The 1897-nt window shown below is 40.5% G+C and carries 2 protein-coding genes and 1 pseudogene; all 3 read left to right on the top strand.

Annotation, left to right across the window (positions count from 1 at the left end):
- A pseudogene (locus ACFIO3_RS12350) lies at positions 1–198 on the top strand (hypothetical protein); the annotation flags it as partial.
- A 92-nt stretch (positions 199–290) separates the two neighbouring features.
- The gene (locus ACFIO3_RS12345; protein WP_375607486.1) at positions 291–1415 is read left to right on the top strand and encodes a N4-gp56 family major capsid protein; all 1125 of its coding nucleotides are present in this window, start codon (positions 291–293) and stop codon (positions 1413–1415) included.
- A 23-nt stretch (positions 1416–1438) separates the two neighbouring features.
- Positions 1439–1819, top strand: a complete 381-nt coding sequence (locus tag ACFIO3_RS12340; RefSeq protein ID WP_375607487.1) for a hypothetical protein — start codon at positions 1439–1441, stop codon at positions 1817–1819.
- The last annotated feature ends 78 nt before the right edge of the window (positions 1820–1897 follow it).

Raw genomic sequence — 1897 nt, 5'->3', positions numbered from 1 at the left:
CAAGTGAATAATCAAGTTGCAGAACTTCAAAGTCGGCAAAATTCTGCGAGAACCTTAACGGCATCTGGAGGAGGGGGCGTGACGGGTCCTATGACTTTAGAATCTATTGGAAATATGTCTGATAAAGAATTTGGAGAATGGTATAGCAATCCTAAGAATCAAATCATTTTTGATAAGTTAATGGGGCGCGATGGCTGATTATAGTCTAGGCGCATAACGTAATCCGCTTTTAATGCGGGTTTTTGCCGGCTTTAAGCCGGTTTTTTTTATAGCAAAGAAAGGTAAAATCAATGGCAATAACACGTATACCTATTAATGATGCTCAAGCGGTGAAAGCTTGGTCAAAGAGATTAAATTATGAAGCGTCTAAAGCGCTTGATATTGAACCATTAATGGGAGAAGGCTCCAATAGTATCATTCAAGTCAAAAATGAACTTAGGAAAGAAGGTGGCGATTGTGTTACATTTAGCTTACGAGCACAGATTATGGGGCGTGGTGTAAGCGAGGGTGAAACGCTTAAAGGCAATGAAGAAGCGCTCCAATTTCTCCATGATAAATTATATATCAATGAACTTAATAACGCTGTTTCAACAAAAAATAAAGGTACGATTGATCAACAACGTATTTTGTTTAGTTTACGCGACGAAGCACATAAGGCATTGGTTGATTGGTTTGCAGACCGTTTGAGTTTGATGTTTTTTCTTCAAGTTTGCGGATATACAGCGCCTACAATAAAGTTTGAAGGACGTGAAGTTGAACTTGATGAATTGTATTATGGTTTTAATGCACCATTGACACCAAGCAGTAAGCGCATTGTGCGACCAGAAGCCAAAACGAAAGATGAAGACGTAAAAGAGCTGGCAAAACACGGTTTTAGTCTTAAGTTGATTGATGAAGCTGTTAAAGTTGCAAAGTTGGCTAACCCCAAAATCAGACCAGTACGTGTTGGTGGTTCGAATGTTTACGTCATGTATCTTCATCCCATACAAGTTATGCAATTGCGTACCAATACCGATACTGGTCAGTGGCTTGATATACAAAAGGCAGTTTATTCAGGTTCGCGCGCGAAGAACCCGATTTTTGATGGCTCTTTAGGCATGTATAATGGTGTGATTTTACGAGAATCCGAACATGTAACCCATGGTGTTAAATCCGATGGTAGTGTTGAAGAAAATGTCCGACGTGCTGTATTACTGGGTGCACAAAGTGTGATGCTTGCCTTTGGAGCAGAAAATCAAGACACGCGCTATAAGTTGGTTGAAGAGCTTGATGATTATCAACGAGTATATAGTGTTGCAGCTAAGACAATCATAGGCATGAAGAAAACACGTTTCCAAATGCCTGGAAGAGGACAACATGCGCAAGATTTTGGAACCGTTGTTGTTTCAACTTGCACAGGCGAAAAGCCTTCTTAATTTTCAAAGAAAGGAAATAAAACATGGCAGAAGGATTACCACAGCCCCTACAAGGGAGAAATTTGGTTACGCAACAAGTGAGTTTTTTTCGCTTGAATATCTCGCATAAAGATAAGCATTTGACGCGCAAAATCGGGACTTTACCGCGTGGTGCAATGATCCTTTCGATTAAAGCGTTTGTGAAGACAGCGTTTTCGGATGCGAAATTAAAGATAGGTAGCACCTATGGTGGTAATGAGTTTAGTGAAAAGGACATCAAAACCCAAAGCACTCAAGATTTTACATCAACCAACCAAAAAGAGTTTGTTCCAGAAGATCAAGAGCTTACGCTTTATGCAACACGGGATAAAACAACTGCGGCTGGAGAGTGTGTTGTGGTCGTGCAATTCGTGACCAATCGTTGAGAGGTATTTTGATGACACGTCATTATATTCGGGTTAAGACCGGAGGACCGATACCTGTAAAGCGAGATGTTTATCGTC

The sequence above is a fragment of the Bartonella sp. AD328YNZD genome (assembly GCF_042196425.1).
This window is presented reverse-complemented; position numbering and strand designations above follow the sequence as displayed.